Genomic DNA, 18,038 nt, shown 5'->3' with positions numbered 1-18,038 from the left:
TTGCCCGTCAAACGCAATCGACTCGGTCGCATGCCCGTCTTCGGCACGAGTTCAATGCCGCTCGATCAGCCATCAACAAGAGGGGCAGGCAAGGACGCGCTCGGTATGACGAATAAGAGAATTGGCACGAGCGGCTCGCAGACACCGTCAAGCGGCTTAACCTCAAATGAACGGAAGTCTCGCGCATCGCTTGCCATCGCCGATATGGCGTCGGCTGCTCGCCAGCGGCGGCTCTGGCTCCGGCTTGGCTGGAATGACATCATGCAGAGATACCGCCGTTCGGTTCTCGGCCCCCTTTGGCTGACGGTCAGTATGGCCATTATGATCGTCTCTCTTGGGCTTCTCTACGCGCAGATCTTTCAAAGCCGAATCGACGATTTTCTCCCGTATTTGTGCGTCGGCTTCCTGGTTTGGGGCTATTTCTCCAGCTTCCTGACCGAAGCCGGCTTGTTGTTCGTTGGCTCCGAGACCTACATCAAGCAGATTAAATTGCCCTACGCGTTGTACGTATGCCGGGGGACCTGGAGCAAGGTCATCATCTTTGCCCATAACTTCGTCATTTACCTGGGCGTGATGGCTTATTTCCACAACTCGCCAGGCGCCAATGCGTTGCTGGCCGTACCAGGGTTCGTACTCCTCACGATCAACGGCGCTTTGGTAACATTGTTCATCGGGATGGCTTCAGCACGCTTTCGCGACATCCCACAGGTGATCGGCTCCCTCGTCCAAATCCTCTTCTTCATCACACCGATCATGTGGAAGTCCGATCAGCTTAAGGATCGCACGCTCATTGTGGACTGGAACCCGTTCTATCATCTGATCCAGATCGTGAGAGACCCTCTGTTAGGCGACATTCCGACAGCCGCCACTTACGTGGTGGTCATCACGATGACCCTGATCAATCTTGTCGTCGTCGGGCTGTTTTTTGGCCGATTCCGCGAACGCATCTCCTATTGGGTCTAGAATGTCCTCTTTGACGAACGCAACTATCGAACGATTGGCACTGGACAACGTCAGCGTCTCTTTTCCGATTTACAGTGGGGGATCGCGATCTCTGAAGAAGGGCCTTCTGTATCGAGGATCGCGAGGACGGATCGCGAGCGATGCGAATGACCGCCTGGTGGTAGAGGCCTTGCGGAACGTATCGCTAAGGTTCTCTGTCGGCGACCGCGTGGCACTCGTGGGCGCCAACGGAGCCGGCAAGACGACGTTGCTACGCGTTATGGCAGGAATCCATGAGCCAGCCTCGGGCGCGGTCCGCGTTTCGGGGCGAATATCGCCGATGTTCGACATTGGGCTTGGAATAGACCCGGAGCTGAGCGGGCTCGACAATATCAAGCTTCGCGGACTTCTGTTGGGCCTCGATCCTGACGAGATCGACCAACTGATTCCGGGGATCGGACAGTTCACTGAACTCGGCGACTACCTCGAATTGCCGGCACGCACTTACTCGTCCGGCATGCTGACGCGGCTCACATTTGCCGTAGCCACGTGCTTCGCCCCCGAGATCCTCCTAATGGACGAATGGATTCTCGCCGGTGACGCCGGCTTCCTCGCCAAAGCCGAACAACGCCTGAAATCCTTCGTAGAGAATGCCAGCGTTCTCGTCCTGGCCTCCCACAACGAGCAGATCTGCAGGACGTGGTGCGAGAAGGCCGTATGGCTGGACGGCGGGCGCGTTAGAGCGGCCGGCCAAATCGACGAGATCTTGTCGGCCTATCGCAGCGCCACACTCGATCCTCGCTAGCAACGGTCGGCACGAGATCAAGATCGTAAAACAGGGCACTGTTTGGTCAAAGGCTGCGGTGATTGCATGAACCTCCACGTCCCTTCAGCGGATTTCAGATGCAATGCTTGTCAGGGGCGAACGTTCACCCTGATGGCAACACGCACCGACGATGTCGCGGTTCTTCGATGCGACGAATGCGGGCTCGGCGTCATTGAAGCGATACCGGAGGACCTTGGATCGTTCTACGACGATGCATACTACGGTTCGCAGAAGGTCGATGGCGCTGTTGGCTACAATGACTACCAGTTAATGGCCGAGCATGGACTGTCGTGGGCGGCCGAACTGGTTTGCTGCCTTAAGGACGGCGGAAAAATTCTCGATATCGGCTGCGCCGACGGCAATCTTCTGAAGAGGCTCCCAAGCACCTTTGACCTTTATGGCATAGAGGTCAATGAGCGCATGATCGCACATGCGACGGAATCCAATATTAAGATATTGGGCCGAGACCTGCTAGATCCCGCCATTCCGGAAACGCATACGCATCAATTTGATTGCGTAACCGCCATCGCTGTATTCGAGCACCTACGCGACTTCCGTCGCGGAGTTCAAGCTGCGCTAAGCTTGCTCAAGCCGGACGGATTCTTGTTATTCGAAGTGCCCTACATCTCGGACACTCATCAAAACCGAGTTTGGTTCGAGAGCTCCTTGGAACATGTCTTCTATCCATCGGGGAGCTCGCTACGTCTCCTAATAGAAGGACTCGGATTTCACCTGGTAGGGGGCGAGATCTACATCCGCGACTTCGCCTCGAACTTTGTCGGGATCGTTTTCAGCGACGGTTCGCTCACGAACGACATCAAGGAGTTATTTGCCCGCATAACGGGGACTGAGGGTCGCATAACGGAGAGCAAGCTGCGCGCTGCACGGCAAAAGCTGATGCTGATCCACGCAGCGCAGAGTACGCCCGATCTGCTTGTGGGTCTGCCTGATCTATCGCAGTCGGCTCTTGACGTACCTCTGTTGACTCGAATTGAGCAGCTCTGGACCAGTGATCTGCGGCGATTGACCGCCGCGCGTACCGAATGCGCTGCGATCACGGCCAAGTACTCGGCGTTAGCGAACGAGAGCAAAGCCACGGCTGAGGCAATGGAAGCGCAGATAAGCGATCTTTCCGATCACCTCAGGGAGGAGGCCGCAAACTATGCGGTGCTGCTGCGCACGAGCGCTGCCAACTCGGATCTACTGAAAGAACGGATAGAACGGCTCTCCAACCAACTCAACCAGGAGGCTGCCAACCATGCTGCGCTAGCGCGTGAGAGCAACGCCCACTCTGAAGCGTTGCAGGCGCAAATAGAGGAGCTGTCCGAGCAGCTCAGGCGGGAGACCGAAAACTATGCGGCGCTAGCCCGCGAGAGCAAGGCTCACTCTGAGGTGCTGGACGCGCAAATTGAACAGGTCTCCGGTCGCCTCAAGCAAGAGACCGAGAGTTATGCAAAACTCGCGCTCCAGAGCGAGAAGAAGTCCAAGGGACTAGAAGCGCGCATAACATTTCTAACCGGCGAGCTCGATCAGGCAGCGGTCGCGTATTCCCAGTTGGAGCAGGATACAAAGTTGAAATTGCAGGAACTGGCCATCCATATCAATGCGCTCTCCAATCGGCTTGCGCACGCTACGGATAGCAATATCGCCATTACAGCCGATCGAGCACGCCTCTCCACTCACGTCTCACTCTTGGAGGCCCACTATGCCGACCGCGAACGAGCCGCTCAAGCTGAAACGATTTCAAGAGAGCTAGAAGTGGCAAATCTGAAGGAGAGCGTTAGAGCCCTGACCGATCAGGTATCGGCCCTGGGGTCCGAGATTGACCTCATTCTCCGCAGCACGATCTGGAGATCAACGTCTATATTGCGGCGGGCGGGGCATAGAGTTCCTCAGTTGGCTCGGATGACACGCCAAGCGCTCAAGCTGGTAAAATGGACCTTAAACTTTGAACTTCGACAAAGATTGCGCGAAACGATCGCCAATCGGCGAAGGCTGCGCGAAGAGGAGTTGGCCGCAGCTCAAATCCAGCTGCCAAGGCTGGCCTTCGACCAGCGAACGGGCTTTTGTGAGCCTGTCGAGCCGACAGCGGACGAAGCCGCAGCATGGCCGAGCGACCGACCGCTCGTCTCGGTCGTTATCGTATCATTCAACTACGGTCATTTCGTTGCCGAAGCAGTCGATTCGGTACTGGCGCAAACCTTTGACAATCTGGAAGTGATTGTTGTCGAGGGCGGCTCAACCGAACCGCTTTCCCGAGAGCAGACATTGGCCTTGACGCGGCCCAAGACAACAGTCGTTGTCCAGACGGAGCCTCATCAAGTAGGCGCGAATCGAAACTTCGGCATCAGCAAGGCCCGCGGAAAATACATCTGCTGCCTCGATGCCGATGATCTGCTCAAGCCGACATATATCGAAAAAGCGGTATTCCTGCTGGAGACCTATGGATACGACATTGTCTCGAGCGCCATGCAGCAATTCGGAAGCTCTGATGAGAAGGTCGGCATCCTTGGCGAGCCTGTGCTGGCTGACATGCTCGAAGGGAACCATGTTCTGACCTGCGCGGTTTTTCGCCGAAGCCTCTGGGAGAAGGCCGGCGGCTATCGCGACACCGACCGCGCCGTCACTGGACATGTCTATGAGGACTGGCTGTTTTGGACACAGCTCGCAGCGCTGGGCGCTCGCATCCATAACATGACAAACGATCACCTCTTCTTGTATCGGCGCCACGGCCCTAGCCTGAGCACCCAGACCGACCTTCACGGCATGCCAGTTCATCGCAAGTTGATCCGCCAGGCGCTGGGAGACCTCGTCACGCCCGCCGCGCTTCGCGCTTCGCGTCTTGCTGCAGCGGCAGATAGACGTCCGGAGAATGCCGCCACCAACTTTCTGGGACGCGCTTCGAAGGGTAGAGCAGCCCCAGTGATCCTGCTCGCGCTCCCGTTTACGCTCATAGGAGGAGCGGAGCGTTTGCTTAGCGGCATTGTCGCCCATCTCACCAAACAAGGATGGCGCGTAACGGTCATAACCTCAATCGAGGCTGGACGCGAACATGGGGATTCCACGAGTTGGTTCGAACAAGCGACCGCCGAAATCTTCCATTTGCCCCGGTTCCTTGCCGCGGATCGATGGCCAGATTTCGTAAACTACCTGATCGCCTCCCGCGAGATTGACGTTGTCTGGATCGCGGGGAGCGCCTTCATGTACAACCTGCTGCCCTCGATCCGAGCCGCATTCCCGAAGATCAAAGTGGCAGACTTGTTGTTCAATACGGTTGGTCACACCAAGAACAACAGGAAATACGCTCATCTTATCGATGTCAATTTCGTGGAGAACAAGGAGGTCCTGCAGTTCCTCTTCGATGCGGGAGAGTCGCAAGACCGCGTCCGACAGATCTCCAGCGGGATTGATCTGCACGATTATCTGCCGCGTCCTCGCGACGGTTCCGTCATCGAGTATTTGAATGCAACGCCGGACGAACTCATTGTCGGTTTTTCGGGCCGTTGGTCTGAGGAGAAAGACCCTCTGGCCTTCATCGAAATTGCCCGTAAGTCATCACATTTACCGATTTTGTTTGTGATGACCGGAGCCGGAGCGCTTCGGACAGAAATCGAGAGCGCAGTCGCGTCGGCAGGCCTTGGCAATCGTTTTCATCTTATCGGCGACGTTGAAGATGTCCGCCCCTGGGTCTCATCGTATGACGTGCTTGTCCTGCCTTCACGGCTCGACGGCAGACCGGTTGTCGTCCTGGAGGCGCTCGCACTGGGCGTTCCGGTCATTGTGTCTTCCGTAGGGGGCTTACCTGAACTCGTCCGTGACGGCGTGAACGGATTTCTTTGTCAGCCGCGCATGATAGATGAGTTTGTAGACAGGCTCACGAAGCTTGCTCTCGATCGGGAAGTTCTTCAACGAATGAAGGAGGCCGCTCGGCGCAGCGCCGAGCGGAATCTCGACGCGCGCAAGATGCTTTCAAGTTATGAGCAAGGACTAAAGGCTCTAATCCAATCAGCAAATCTACGCGAACAGAGCGCCTCACGCGCCGACTAGGTCGATTTTGAGGCGCGCTCACCTCAAGAGCCTCGGGCCGACATCAGGCCCATTGATTTCGCTTTCAGTCCCGCCCCGCCGCGGTATTCGGACATGATCGAGCTCACAACCACCAGATCAACGGTCTCCAAATCTTTCATAGTTGGCTCCTGGTTCGAACCACGAGCGCGATTTTTGTACGCCGATGTCCTCGCGGTTTTGTCCGCGGTGATGTTGCCGTGGTCGACGACCGGCTTCACGATCTTCCTGTTGCTGTGGTTGATCTCTTTGATCCCGCTAACCTCGTCGGCCGATTTCCGTCCATTCCTCCATCTCGTCACCCGGCCGTTTTGCTTGCTGCCGCTCACGATGGTCCTGATCGCGGTAGTCGGGACTCTTTGGGCCGATGTTTCCTGGCATGCAACGTTTATAGGCATCAAGCCTCTCGCCAAGTTGCTCGTACTCCCATTTTTGATCTACCATTTTCAGCGGTCGCCGCGCGGTAGCCGGATCTTCATCTCGTTCGTTCTATCTTGTGCGCTGCTGATGGGGCTGTCGTGGATTGTTCTGTTTAAGCCCGAACTGAAGCTGACGACCACTCTGAGCGCGGGAGTTCCTGTCAAGAACTATATCGATCAAAGTCAGGAGTTCGTACTATGCATGGTCGCGCTCGCGCCGTGGACTATTTCGTTCTGTCGGCAGGGCAACTACTGGGCTGCTGCGGCATGCACCGCACTGATGCTCGCCTTCTTCGCGAACATGGCGTTCGTCGTATCAGCGCGCGCAGCCATCGTCTATCTTCCGGTGCTGCTCATTGTCTTCGCATCAAGGTATCTCAACCGCCGCCAATCGATGCTGCTTTTTAGTGCCTGTGTTGTGGTTGCCGTCGCGGTCTGGTTCACGTCCGGCTATTTGCGCGCTCGCGTCGCGGATCTCTGGATCGAATATCAGTCCTCGAAGCAGAATATTGTCCGCTCGACTGGGCAGCGGCTCGAATATTGGGAAAAGTCGCTGAAATTCTTCGCTGAAGCCCCCATCTTCGGCAATGGGACCGGCTCCGCACAGGCATTGTTTGAGCGCGATGCCGTCGGTAAGACCGGGTTGGCCGCCCAAGTGACCAAGAACCCGCACAACCAGACCCTCAACGTTGCGGTTCAATGGGGCATCATCGGGATTGTTGCGCTCTATGCGATGTGGATCTCCCATCTCCTGCTATTTCGTGGAGGCGGGTTCGGGAGCTGGCTCGGACTACTTGTCGTAATCCAGAATATGACCAGCTCCCTTTTCAATTCGCATCTATTCGATTTTCATGAAGGATGGATGTATGTCCTGGGAGTAGGCGTCGCGGCCGGTGTGAGCATGCAAGAGAAACAACGGGCCACAACGTCTCGCCCTCCCTTCGTCAAGGTCGACTGAAGCCTCCTCCTGCTGCTCCCCGTGTTGCTCTACATGCTGACGCGTTCGACCACTCCGCGTCACCGCCGCGATCGCAACCTGTCCAACCGTTTGGGGAACGTACCCCCACGCCATAGAAGAACCCTCGGCTGAGTTTGGCCGCGGCCCTCGCAAGCGCGTGACGCACCTATTGTGAAGCCGCGTCTGGCTTTTGCAGATCCCGCCGGGCACCGCACACGGCCGTCCCGTCCAAAGACAATCGGCATCACAATTCTCGCCTTGGTTGCGCGCCAGCAGATTGTAATGATACGTAGAGTCTCTCAGCAGGCGAAGTCGTATTCGACCGCCGACACTGTCACGTGTCGAAACATTTGTAACTAGAAGGTCCCTCACGGGAGCCTTTTCCTTTTGTGATCCAATTGTCAATCCGAGAGACCCGCACAGATTGTGCCGAACAGCGCCAGCCCGCCAACCCGTGGTTATTACTGCTTGATACGTAGCGGATAAACGGTTGCGTGGCCCTCGGGGAAATCAGCACAGCTACGGGCTGCTGCTGATGTACGATTGGCCAGCACCGGAATGGCCAGGATCATTCTTGCGAGGACGGCGTGTGCGCAGCGCATCGCCCTCTGAAATGGCACCCGGAGAGCGTGAGCATAGTGACCCGAAGGGACACGCGGGTCCGAGTGCAACGACGAGACCGGCTTAGCAGCGGCACCCGGGAACGGGGCAGTGATAGCGGTCGCCGAAGGCGAGCCCCTTTTCCGAGTGCCCCCGGCGAGGAGCACATTATGCCTTGCGCGATGGGATCGTTACCCGCATGTGCCGAGACTCCGCTTCCGTAAGGGCCTCGGTAAGCGCAGCTCATAGAGCCCGGTTCGCGACAGCGGACGCGCCCAAGTCTGCAGTACGAAAATCGCATCTCGGCACGTGGCTTTCGCCAGAGATGAACAAACTGCACCCCGATCTTGTCCAGTTTGTCTCGCTCATCGAACGGAACGCCGTCAATCCTTGGGCTGCCGGGTCGGGCAAGCGATCTGCGGCGGCGGCCTACTTTGGCGAAGAACTAATAGTTGGATTATATCCAGTGGTTTGACGGCGCGGCCGAGGCCATGGTGTGGCACATGAAAACTCGCGCGCTAGTGGCCTGGAATGTGCGTCGGATTCGCATAGAGCAAGGTATCTCGCAAGAAAAATTGGCTTGCGAGGCTGGGATAGATCGCTCCTATATGAGCAGTCTTGAACGGCAGTCGAAAAACCCGACGATTGATCTTCTTGAGCGGATAGCCGACACGCTCGGCGTTCATTTGTCCGAGCTCTTTGTTCAGCCGCCCAAGGGGGCTCGGATTCCAACCTCGTCCAACGGTCGCAAACCGGCGCGCCCGCAGCGCAGCAAGAAACAGTTGCGGTCAGTGCAAGTCGGCTGATGCGGTAGCAGTCTTGTCAATGATAAGCTGTGTGGGTTGCTGCTGACCGAAGTGTTCGTCGTATCAGCGCCTCCACCCGTTCGTCGACGCCCATAATAGTCATCACGCTCTGGCTCACAGCCTGGCAGCCCAGAGCCAATCGCCTGGCCCGGTAGAGAAACCTTCCCGCCGTTGCTACATGGGATCGGGGTCAAGATCGGCGCGAAAATTGGACAGCGAAGCTGTTCGCGCTGCTTCTCACGCAGAAAGCCACCTTGGTCGGTTTGATCAAATTCCTCGATCAGAAGGGGATATGTAGTCAGAACCTGAAAGCCTCATCATCGAATTTCTTGAAGGAGGCGTCGTGGCGGCCACAAACGAGGCCGAAGGCGATGCGTTGCCCCCTTGTGGTCGTAGGTCTTGGAAACCATGAATCTCCTCGAGAGAAGCGTCCGCGCCTTGGAAACCGATTATGATTCCTTGCGGCAAGCCGTGAGGCTAGGCGGCACTGCGCTCAGGCAGGCGCACGCTCCTCGAACGTTGAGACAAGCGTTGCCAGGTTATCGAGCAGCGGATCACTGAGGCCGATCACATCGCGGGCCGTTGACCTCGACGTGGCGGTGTCCGGTTCGCGCCCGAGCGGTGTGCGGGGTGGCGCCGCCGCCGTAGCGATCGCCTTCTCGTGGAGCGCGTTGACGCCGAGTGAGGCGCAGTGCGCTAAGAGCGCCGGCTCCTCGCCCGTCAGAGCGGTGAGCCAGTCCCAGAGATCGGCCTTGTCTTTCGGCAGGCGCCCCTCCCATGTCTTGTGGCGCGCGTTGATCGCCTTGGCCGCCGGCGTGTCCTTCAGCCCTGCGGCTGCACCGGAAAGGTGGCATTGCGCACCGAGACCTCCATCGCCGTCCGTAGGAGGAATAGCGGGAGGAGACGTCGAGGCAGAATTTGTGCAGCACCGATCGGAAGGCGATCGAAGGCGTGATCGCGAGCTTGTCGCGCAGCGCCAGCGTCCGCTGCGCCGTGAGTTCGGTCAGCAGGCGGTCGGTGATCGTGTCCGCCGCCGTGATCCGGGCCTTGTCGAGCGAGTGGATGTATTTGCTGGTGACGGAGCCCTCGGCATAACTGACCAGCGCCGCGATCTCACCTCCGTGAAGCCGAGGCGACGTCATTTCGAGCTATCGTCATCTGCCTACTTCCTGGCCCCCAGAGCTACGGAGCGGGTTGATGATCTGAACGCCCTCGAAGTCCTTTTCGTTGTCGGTCACGACGACGCACTCGTTGGCTTCGGCTACTGCGGCAATGATTGTGTCTAGCGCGCTTCGCGAACGGCCTTTGGCTTTGCCGTTGGCCATCAGCCGCGCCCACACGAGGCCAGCTTTGTCGTCGAACGATAAGACGCGGCCAGCGAACAGCGCCTGCGGACCTTCGGGGTCCGCGAACCAAGTTTCAAGGCTGTTGCGCTTCTTGCCCTTCGGTTTCTCTAAGATGCCTCGGCGGATTTCCGCGACGGTAAGCGAAGCAATGAAGAGGTCGTCGTCTTTCTGAGCACCCATCCAAGCCAGCAGCGAGTCCGACGGCTCCGGCTTTATGATGTTGCTGATGATATTGGTATCAAGGAGGTAGCGCGTCACAGATCGACCTCACGCCCCTCTTCTCGCGGACGGCTGAGGTCGAGATCCGCGCCGACCATAGGTGAGCGACGCAGCGCGGCGAGAATACCGCCCGCTTTCGGAGGCTCACCCGCCACTGCCTGCCGTATGGTCCGGCGAAGCTGCCCGGCTTCCGGACCGTCCTCCGTCAATTTCCGGGCAAGGGATCGAAGCAGATCGCGGTCGGCGTCGAGCGCCTGGATCTCGAACCGCGCGATGCCACGCTTAGTCAGGCGGGACCGATAATTCTCGAGGGCTCTCTTCTGCGCACTGTTGCTCATCGCGTCCCTCCGTGCTATATCCAGATATATAACCGCATTTTCTTTGGAGTGCAAGGCTGGTGGAACTGTTATCGGTCTCGCCAAATGAAGAGGGCCCCTCCAAGGCATGGGTGCCGCGCGGGGGTGCCACCATGACAAGACGCCCCTCTTCCAAGGGGGGCAATCACAAAAATATTATGGCTACGACGACGGTCGACCCGCGTCCCGCCGCTGCGCTGCTACCCGCCAGCATCCGCTCCGATGCACCACAAGCCATTGACTTACAATATATTTTTACCTTGGCGACGCGCTGTTGCTGGGCATCATTGTCGCGAAGCGGGTTATTCCGCGCTAGGACAAGGACGCGATCGTGGCGCGACCCAGACGTACAACAGCCGAACAGCTTCTTGTGGTCGCCGACGCGACCCGCGAACCGGTTGCACTTGCGTCATCAAAACCCGATCCACGCCTCGTCAATTTGGTCCGACTGCTGGCGCGACAGGCCGCGCGGGACTTCGTTCGAGCCGAAACTGATAGCCGGACGCAAGACCACCTTCCGGAGTAAGGAGGTCGCCTCGTGAAGGTCGCGCTCTACGCCCGCTACTCATCAGACAATCAGCGAGACGCTTCAATCGAGGATCAGTTGCGGCTGTGCCGCCTGCACGCCGAGAAGCAAGGCTGGACGGTAGTCGATAGCTATACCGATCGCGCAATCTCTGGCGCGTCGCTGTTGCGTCCCGGCATTCAGGAACTGATCAGCGATGCGATGCGCGGCAAATTCGTCGTCGTGCTCGCAGAGGCGATGGATCGTCTGAGCCGCGATCAGGAGGATATCGCTGGACTGTTCAAGCGTATGGCTTTCGGCGGTGTGCGTATCGTTACGCTGTCGGAGGGTGACGTGACGCATCTGCACGTCGGCCTCAAGGGCACGATGAACGCCCTCTTCCTGAAGGATCTCGCCGACAAGACGCGCCGCGGGCTGCGCGGCCGCGTCGCGGATGGCAAGTCCGGTGGCGGGCTCTGCTTTGGGTATGACGTGGTGAAGCAGTTCGCGGCGAATGGCGAGCCGATCCGCGGCGATCGAACGATCAACGAGGCCGAAGCTGCCGTCGTACGCCGTATCTTTGCAGACTACATTGCCGGCAAGTCGTCCCGCGCGATTGCCTTTGAGCTGAACAAGGAAGGCGTGCCTGGACCACAGGACGCCGAATGGGGGCCGTCAACGATCCATGGCAACCCGAAGCGCGGCGTCGGCATCCTTAACAACGAACTTTATGTCGGGCGCCTCGTCTGGAACCGGCTCCGCTATCTGAAAGACCCGGATACGGGAAAGCGGGTGTCGCGCCTCAATCCTGAATCCGAGTGGGTGATTCAGGAGGTTCCGGAGATGCGCATCATCGACCAGGAAGTTTGGAATGCGGTGAAGGCACGCCAAAAATCACTCGCCTATGAGGCGTCTGAGCCCGGCGACAACCCGTTGAATCAGCGGCGGCGCCCGAAGCACCTGTTTGCCGGCCTCGTGAAGTGTGGCTGTTGTGGTGGCGGCTATACGATGATCTCGAAAGATCTGCTTGGCTGCGCGACCTCGCGGAATAAGGGCACCTGCGAAAACCGCCTGAACATAAGGCGAGACGCGCTTGAAGCCTCCGTGCTTAGCGGCCTCCGGACACACTTGATGGAGCCCGAGCTGTTCAAGGAGTTCTGCGACGAATTTACTCGCGAGGTGAACCGGCTGCGGATTGAGCGCAGCGCAGACATCATCAGTCAGCGCAAAGAGTTGGAACGCGTTCAACGGGACTTGGATCGAGCGATCCAAGCCATCCTGGATGGTGTGCCCGGCGCTCAGCTCAAGGAAAAGATTGGTGGTCTTGAAGCCCGCAAGGCCGAACTGACCGAGTTGCTGGCGAACGCTGAGGAACCACCGCCCCTTCTGCATCCGAACATGGCGGAGATATACCGCCAGCGGGTGGCCGCGCTTTATGAGAGCCTACTGAGCGCGGACGGCACGGCCGAGGCAGCTGAGCTGTTCCGGACGCTGGTCGATCAGGTGACGCTCGTGCCTAACGAGGCCGAACTTGCGATCCTGCTGCGCGGCGACCTGGCTGCGATCCTTCGGTTCGCCGCGAACAAGAAAAACCCCGACATCCTTGCGGAAGCCGGGGTTTTAAGTGCCTTGCTTTCGCAAGAATCGTTGGTTGCGGGGATAGGATTTGAACCTATGACCTTCAGGTTATGAGCCTGACGAGCTACCGGGCTGCTCCACCCCGCGTTAAACCGTTGCATGCCTTGCAGAAAGGGTGCCCGAGCCGGCCGGCCAACGCTTTTCAACGGCGCCGATCGATCCGTCCGGGGGCTTCCTGAGAAGGCGACCCGGGCCGAAGCCGTCGGGTGCGGGGCGTATGTATCAACGTGAGGCCGGTTTGGAAAGCCCCGGATGCGGGTTTTTGAGGATTTTGTGACGTCGAGATCGCCGGCTTTGCCGGCAGGATTTACCGCCGGGAACCGGGCCTTGCCAGACCGCGCGCAAAAGCGGAGCTTGGCGCGCAACAAATCCGTCAAGAACACGTCATCCGAGGGGGAAATGCCATGGACCGGCCGTTGAAGAGTCCGGGGCTGCATGCGCTTGAGGAGGCCTTTCATCGCCAGTTCGAGCTGTCGCGCAGCGAGCCGGCGCCGACATTGCAGGCACGGCTCGACCGGCTGCGCCGCCTGCGCGCCGCGGTGACCGAGAATGAGGCGCGATTCGAGGCGGCGATCTCGGCCGATTTCGGCCACCGCTCCACCGTCGAGACCGCGATTGCCGAGACCCTGCTGGTGCTCGGCGAAATCAAGCACGCGGCCAGGCATCTCAAGGGCTGGATGACGCCGCGAAAGGTCCCGACCGCGGTGCCGTTCGCGCCGGCCAGGAACCGGCTGGTGCCGCAGCCGCTCGGCGTGGTCGGCATCATCGCGCCGTGGAATTATCCGCTGCAGCTGACCCTGGCGCCCGCAGTCGCCGCGATCGCGGCCGGCAACCGCGCCATCATCAAGCCGAGCGAGCTGGTGCCGCGCTTCGCCGAGCTGCTGACCGAGGCGATCGCCAAGAAATTCGACGTCACCGAGCTCGCGGTCACCGATATCGACGACGAAATCGCAAGGACGTTTGCCGCGTTGCCGTTCGATCATCTGATCTTCACCGGCTCGACCCGCGTCGGCCGGCTGGTGGCCGAAGCCGCCGCCCGCAATTTGACGCCGGTGACGCTCGAGCTCGGCGGCAAATCGCCCGTGATCGTCGACGGCTCCGCCGATATCGACGAAGCCGCGCAGCGCATCGCCTATGGCAAGCTGCTCAATGCCGGCCAGACCTGCATCGCGCCCGATTACGCGCTGGTGCCGCAGGCCGCGGTGCAGCCCTTCGCGATGCGGCTGCAGGGTCACATGCAGCATATGTTCGGTACCGATCCCAATAACGCCGATTACACGTCGATCGTCTCGGACCGGCACTATGCACGGCTCGAGCGGCTGGTCGCCGACGCCGCCGCGAAAGGCGCGATCATCATGCAGCCGGCAGCATCGAACGACCGCGAGTGGAAGGCGAGGCGCAAATTTCCGCCGACCGTGATCGCCGACGCGACGCCGGACATGACGGTGATGCAGGAGGAGATCTTCGGGCCGCTGTTGCCGGTCATCGGCATGCGCGATGCGGCGGAGGCGATCGCCTTCGTCAACGGCCGCGATCGCCCGCTGGCGCTGTACTGGTTCGGCACCGACAGCGCCGCCCGCGATGCGGTGCTGGCGCGCACGGTGTCCGGCGGCGTCACCGTCAACGACTGCCTGTTCCACTTCGCGCAGGCCTATCAGCCGATGGGCGGCGTCGGCGCCTCCGGCACCGGCGCCTATCACGGCGAGTGGGGATTCAAGACGCTGACCAAGTTCAAGCCGGTGTTCTACCGCTCGCGCTTCAACCGGCTTGCCGATCTCTATCCGCCCTATGGCGCGAAGGTCGCGCGGCTGGAGAAGCTGATGCGGTTGTTGTCGTAAGAATCACGCCGTGCTCGCAATGACCGACGATAATGAAGGCAGGGGGAAACGTGACTGACACATTCGATTTCGTGGTGGTGGGCGCAGGCTCCGGCGGCTGCGCGGTGGCGGGGCGGCTGTCGGAGGATGCGGCGACGTCGGTGGCGCTGCTCGATGCCGGCGGCACCAACGACAATTGGGTCGTCACCACGCCCGGCGCGCTGGTGCTGATGGTCGCGGGCACCGTCAACAACTGGGCCTTCAACACCGTGCCGCAGAAGGGGCTTAACGGCCGCATCGGCTACCAGCCACGCGGCAAGGGGCTCGGCGGCTCCTCGGCGATCAACGCCATGGTCTACATCCGCGGCCATCGCGCCGACTACGACCACTGGGCCGCGCTCGGCAATACCGGCTGGGCGTTCGCCGACGTGCTGCCCTATTTCAAGCGCTCGGAAGACAATTCCGATTTCGACGGCGAGTATCACGGCAAGGGCGGCCCGCTCGCCGTCAACAAGCTGCGCTCCGGCAATCCGATCCAGCAGACCTTCCTGCAGGCGGCGCAGGAGGCGCAATTCCGCATCCGCGAGGATTTCAATGCCGAGGACCATGAGGGCCTCGGCATCTACCAGGTGACCCAACGCAACGGCGAGCGCTGGAGCGCGGCGCGCGCCTATGTGCATCCGCATATCGGCAGACGCACCAATCTGCGCGTCGAGACCAATGCGCACGCAACGCGCATCCTGTTCGAGGGCAAGCGCGCGGTCGGCGTCGAATACCGGCAGGGCAAGGAAGTAAAGCAACTCCGCGCGCGGCGCGAAGTCCTGCTTGCCTCCGGCGCGTTCCAGTCGCCGCAGCTGTTGATGCTGTCGGGCGTCGGCGACGCCGCAGCGCTCGGCAGGCACGGCCTCGCCAGCGTGCATCATCTGCCCGGCGTCGGTCAAAACCTGCAGGACCATCCGGACTTCATCTTCGGCTACATGTCGGACAATCCGAACTTCGCCGGCATCTCGCTGAAGGGCATGCCGCGGCTCGTCCGCGCCATCATGCAGTATCGACGCGAACGCCGCGGTCCCCTCACCTCGAACTTCGCCGAATGCGGCGGCTTCCTGAAGACGCGGCCCGATCTCGACATCCCCGACATCCAGCTGCATTTCGGCATGGCGATGGTCGACGACCACGGCCGCAAGCGCCACGGCGGCACCGGCTTTTCCTGCCATGTCTGCCTGCTGCGGCCGAAGAGCCGCGGCAGCGTCGCGCTGGCCGGCAGTGACCCGATGCAGGCGCCGCTGATCGACCCGAACTTCCTCGGCGAGGAGGACGATCTCGAATCGATGGTGGCGGGCTACAAGACCACACGGCGGCTGATGGAGGCGCCGGCACTGCGCGCCCTGCAGCAGAAGGATGTGTTCACATCCAACGTCCGCACCGACGACGACATCCGCAGCATCCTGCGCGAGCGCGTCGACACCGTCTATCACCCGGTCGGCACCTGCAAGATGGGCACCGCCGATCCGCTCGCGGTGGTCGATCCGAAGCTGCGCGTGCACGGGCTCGAAGGCCTGCGCGTGGTCGACGCCTCGATCATGCCGACCTTGATCGGCGGCAACACCAATGCACCGACCATCATGATCGGCGAGAAGGCGGCGGATATGATCAGGGCGGAGATGCGGGCGGGGTAACCAAATGCCGTCGTAAGGCCGCACTGGCAAAATATCGAAAACAACCCCATGCACAGTAGCCGGGGCTGCCGGCGGACACGGCAACTTGACTCGTCGGGCAACTCAGTGGTATTTTTCCATTATTCCGAAATCGTACAAACGTCCCTCAGCTTGCTCAGTGTCATCACCCGCGCATGCGGGTGATCCAGTATTCCAGAGACGGCAGTGCTTGAGCCGAGAGGCCGCGGCGTACTGGATCGCCCGGTCCATGTGCGCAATTGCGCACAAGCCGGGCGATGACAGTGGCTTCATCCGGACAGCAAAGCTAGTTCAGCAAAAACCCGCCATCGACCGTGACCACCGTCCCGGTCATGTAGCGCGAGGCGTTCGACGCCAGCAGCATGATCGCGCCGTCGAGGTCGGACTCGGCGCCGACCCGGCGCTGTGGAATCCGTTTTGCCAATCGCTCGCCCGCCGGCGTCGACCAGAAATCATGGTTCATCTCGGTGTCGATATAGCCCGGCGCCAGTGCGTTGACGCGGATGTTGTTGCCGGCGAGCTCCAGCGCCATTGCCTTGGTGCCCTGGATCATGCCGGCCTTGGAGATCGCATAGGGCGACACCGCCTTGAGCACGCCCTGTCCGAGCACGGATGCGACGTTGATGATATTGCCCGGCTGCTTGCGCGCCATCATGCGCCGCGCAAGTTCGGTGGCGAGGAAGTAGGCGCCCTTCAGATTCGCGCCGATCACGGCGTCCCAATCCGCCTCGGTCTGCTCGGTCGACAGTTTCTCGATCGCTATGCCGGCATTGTTGATCAGGACCGTGATCGGACCGAGCGCGGCTTCGGCGGCGTCGAGCGTTTTCGCAATGCCGGAGATATCCGCGACGTCCATCTGCACCGCAGCGGCGCGGCCGCCCTTGGCCTTGATCTCCTCCTCGAGGCCTTTCAGCTTCGCGGTCTGGCGCGCGGCCAGCACCACCGCGGCGCCATGCGCCGCCAGCACGCGGGCGAATTGCCGCCCGAGTCCCTGCGAGGCGCCGGTGATGAGGATGATTTCTTTACTGACATCGAATAGGTCGGACATCGACAGGTTCCCGGATTGAAGCGGACGATTGATAGCGACAATTGTCCCTGATGTAAGCAGGTTTGATCAACCAGGGGATCGCGGGAGATTCGGGCAGGGAATTCCTCATCCATGAACCTCTTCGACCTTGCCGTCATCCTCGGATTGGTGTTCGCGGTGGTGACCGGCTTCACGACCGGCCTGTTGCGCAGCGCGGTCACCATCCTGGCCTATCTCGTCGCCATGCCGCTCGCGGTCGCCGCGCTGGCGATGATCGGGCCCCACATCGCGACGCTGACGTCGTCGCCGTTTCCGCCCAATGGCGTGCTGCTGTTCGGCCTCTTCCTCCTGATCGGCGTCATCCTCGGAAAGATGGCGCGGACGATGCTCGACGACACCATCGGCTCGGAGATCGGGATCGGCGACCGCCTCGGCGGCGCGCTGCTCGGCGCCATCAGGGTCGGTCTCGTCGTGACCACGCTGGTGCTGGTGTTCGATCAGCTGGTGCCGCTCGCCAGGCAGCCGCAATTCCTCAACGGATCGCAATTGCGGCCGCTGTTCTCCGCGGCCGGACAGGCCGGATTCCGCTCGCTGCCGCCCGAAGCCGCCATGGCGATCGAGCGGCTGCGGCGCGAGCAACGCATCTAAAGCGCGATGTGATTAGGTTGAATCGTCATCGCGCTTTAGCTCTTTGTTTAAGCATGATCTCCGCGCAAACGCGTCCCGCGTTTGTCGCGAGGGAAAACCGCTTCGCACTTTTCCGGATCATGCTTTAGCCTCCCGCCCGGCTCCAACGTGCTCACCCGCCTGTTCCTGC

General features: G+C 60.3%; 13 protein-coding genes and 1 tRNA gene. 10 read left to right on the top strand and 4 right to left on the bottom strand.

What is annotated here, in order from left to right:
- The 6 genes from JEY66_RS05680 to JEY66_RS05655 all read left to right on the top strand — a co-directional run bounded on the left by JEY66_RS05680 (position 1) and on the right by JEY66_RS05655 (position 9,711).
- Complete coding sequence (locus JEY66_RS05680) at positions 1 to 963, top strand: ABC transporter permease (protein ID WP_244436091.1); 963 nt, start codon at positions 1 to 3, stop codon at positions 961 to 963.
- A gap of 10 nt (positions 964 to 973) precedes the next feature.
- Positions 974 to 1,747 (top strand): ABC transporter ATP-binding protein, encoded by a 774-nt coding sequence (locus tag JEY66_RS05675; protein WP_244620906.1) that lies wholly within the window; start codon positions 974 to 976, stop codon positions 1,745 to 1,747.
- Between the two features lie 66 nt (positions 1,748 to 1,813).
- Positions 1,814 to 5,815 (top strand): glycosyltransferase, encoded by a 4,002-nt coding sequence (locus JEY66_RS05670; RefSeq protein WP_018268923.1) that lies wholly within the window; start codon positions 1,814 to 1,816, stop codon positions 5,813 to 5,815.
- 174 nt (positions 5,816 to 5,989) lie between these two features.
- Positions 5,990 to 7,210 (top strand): O-antigen ligase family protein, encoded by a 1,221-nt coding sequence (locus tag JEY66_RS05665; protein WP_244436086.1) that lies wholly within the window; start codon positions 5,990 to 5,992, stop codon positions 7,208 to 7,210.
- Positions 7,211 to 8,313: 1,103 nt separating this feature from the next.
- Positions 8,314 to 8,616 (top strand): helix-turn-helix domain-containing protein, encoded by a 303-nt coding sequence (locus JEY66_RS05660; RefSeq protein ID WP_026191863.1) that lies wholly within the window; start codon positions 8,314 to 8,316, stop codon positions 8,614 to 8,616.
- A 918-nt stretch (positions 8,617 to 9,534) separates the two neighbouring features.
- Complete coding sequence (locus tag JEY66_RS05655) at positions 9,535 to 9,711, top strand: hypothetical protein (protein WP_018268924.1); 177 nt, start codon at positions 9,535 to 9,537, stop codon at positions 9,709 to 9,711.
- Between the two features lie 59 nt (positions 9,712 to 9,770).
- Here the strand turns inward: JEY66_RS05655 and JEY66_RS05650 are convergent, their stop codons facing one another.
- On the bottom strand, positions 9,771 to 10,220 hold the full coding sequence (locus JEY66_RS05650) for a type II toxin-antitoxin system VapC family toxin (RefSeq protein ID WP_016841320.1): 450 nt from the start codon (positions 10,218 to 10,220) through the stop codon (positions 9,771 to 9,773).
- Positions 10,217 to 10,519, bottom strand: a complete 303-nt coding sequence (locus JEY66_RS05645) for a hypothetical protein (RefSeq protein ID WP_026191864.1) — start codon at positions 10,517 to 10,519, stop codon at positions 10,217 to 10,219. The genes JEY66_RS05650 and JEY66_RS05645 overlap by 4 nt, the downstream gene beginning before the upstream one ends.
- A 556-nt stretch (positions 10,520 to 11,075) precedes the next feature.
- On the opposite strand from JEY66_RS05645, the gene JEY66_RS05640 reads away from it, so the two are divergent.
- Positions 11,076 to 12,734: a recombinase family protein gene (locus JEY66_RS05640; protein WP_080650418.1), complete on the top strand. Its 1,659-nt coding sequence runs from the start codon at positions 11,076 to 11,078 to the stop codon at positions 12,732 to 12,734.
- Here JEY66_RS05640 and JEY66_RS05635 read toward each other — a convergent pair.
- A tRNA-Met gene (locus JEY66_RS05635) sits at positions 12,691 to 12,767 on the bottom strand. The genes JEY66_RS05640 and JEY66_RS05635 overlap by 44 nt on opposite strands.
- Before the next feature lie 317 nt (positions 12,768 to 13,084).
- On the opposite strand from JEY66_RS05635, the gene JEY66_RS05630 reads away from it, so the two are divergent.
- Positions 13,085 to 14,518 (top strand): coniferyl aldehyde dehydrogenase, encoded by a 1,434-nt coding sequence (locus JEY66_RS05630; protein ID WP_018268926.1) that lies wholly within the window; start codon positions 13,085 to 13,087, stop codon positions 14,516 to 14,518.
- Positions 14,519 to 14,568: 50 nt separating this feature from the next.
- Positions 14,569 to 16,176, top strand: coding sequence for a GMC family oxidoreductase (locus JEY66_RS05625; RefSeq protein ID WP_026191868.1), 1,608 nt, complete (start codon positions 14,569 to 14,571; stop codon positions 16,174 to 16,176).
- 304 nt (positions 16,177 to 16,480) lie between these two features.
- Here the strand turns inward: JEY66_RS05625 and JEY66_RS05620 are convergent, their stop codons facing one another.
- Positions 16,481 to 17,242, bottom strand: a complete 762-nt coding sequence (locus JEY66_RS05620) for an SDR family NAD(P)-dependent oxidoreductase (protein ID WP_016846980.1) — start codon at positions 17,240 to 17,242, stop codon at positions 16,481 to 16,483.
- Positions 17,243 to 17,353: 111 nt separating this feature from the next.
- On the opposite strand from JEY66_RS05620, the gene JEY66_RS05615 reads away from it, so the two are divergent.
- Positions 17,354 to 17,869: a CvpA family protein gene (locus JEY66_RS05615; RefSeq protein ID WP_016846981.1), complete on the top strand. Its 516-nt coding sequence runs from the start codon at positions 17,354 to 17,356 to the stop codon at positions 17,867 to 17,869.
- Positions 17,870 to 18,038: the final 169 nt, after the last annotated feature.

It is taken from the genome of Bradyrhizobium elkanii USDA 76 (assembly GCF_023278185.1).
Lineage (GTDB): Bacteria > Pseudomonadota > Alphaproteobacteria > Rhizobiales > Xanthobacteraceae > Bradyrhizobium > Bradyrhizobium elkanii.
Note: the sequence above shows the minus strand (reverse complement) of the source record. Positions and strands in the feature narration are given on the sequence as shown.

Bases quoted from the DNA above. Each gene is read 5' to 3' on its own strand.
- JEY66_RS05670 (WP_018268923.1), top strand. From the start codon at position 1,814: ATGAACCTCCACGTCCCTTCAGCGGATTTCAGATGCAATGCTTGTCAG.
- JEY66_RS05630 (WP_018268926.1), top strand. From the start codon at position 13,085: ATGGACCGGCCGTTGAAGAGTCCGGGGCTGCATGCGCTTGAGGAGGCC.
- JEY66_RS05620 (WP_016846980.1), bottom strand. From the start codon at position 17,242: ATGTCCGACCTATTCGATGTCAGTAAAGAAATCATCCTCATCACCGGC.
- JEY66_RS05660 (WP_026191863.1), top strand. From the start codon at position 8,314: ATGAAAACTCGCGCGCTAGTGGCCTGGAATGTGCGTCGGATTCGCATA.
- JEY66_RS05615 (WP_016846981.1), top strand. From the start codon at position 17,354: ATGAACCTCTTCGACCTTGCCGTCATCCTCGGATTGGTGTTCGCGGTG.
- JEY66_RS05645 (WP_026191864.1), bottom strand. From the start codon at position 10,519: ATGAGCAACAGTGCGCAGAAGAGAGCCCTCGAGAATTATCGGTCCCGC.